The sequence below is a fragment of the Nostoc sp. genome, assembly GCF_036917155.1.
Classification (GTDB): domain Bacteria; phylum Cyanobacteriota; class Cyanobacteriia; order Cyanobacteriales; family Nostocaceae; genus Nostoc.
Genome location: NZ_JBALDZ010000227.1, coordinates 1 through 504 on the forward strand (window position 1 = coordinate 1; position 504 = coordinate 504).

At 37.9% G+C, this 504-nt stretch carries 1 protein-coding gene; it reads right to left on the reverse strand.

Features of this window, described 5'->3' with window-relative positions; translation table 11 throughout:
• Positions 1-63: 63 nt before the first annotated feature.
• Positions 64-504: transposase (locus tag V7K67_RS30370; RefSeq protein ID WP_335169702.1), on the reverse strand; the 441-nt coding region annotated here is incomplete at its 5' end.

A 504-nucleotide genomic window follows, 5' to 3' on the forward strand; every position in this document is an offset into this window, starting at 1 on the left:
CAGGACTTACGCAACTGGCACAAAGAGCGGGTAGGGCTGTGCCTTACCCCGCAACAATTCAAATCAAACCAAGCACATAAGAATACTTGGGCGTTTCAGTTGCTGAATTAAGTAATTAGAAAGCAAGTTATGCTTGATTTGATAAATAGTTTGACCAGTGGTATAGGCTAAATTCTTTAACCTAACCCAAACCAACATTGCACAAGCAATATGATTTCTTTGGAGCCTAGCTTGACGACACTGACAAGATTCAATGCCAGTTAGTTGTTTAATCTCCCTGTGAAACTCCTCGATTTTCCAACGAATTTTACACACCTCTTGTACAACATCCGTGGAACTTTGAGATAAATCGTTAGTGGCGATATAATCCGTTCTGTTGGTAGAAACAGTAACCCGGAATAGTTTCACTTTTTTATTAGCAGGGAACCCTTTTATTTTGATTATCTTACCACAGTCTAATTCTTCTTGATTCCAATCTAATAATTCAATACGTTTAGATTTTTC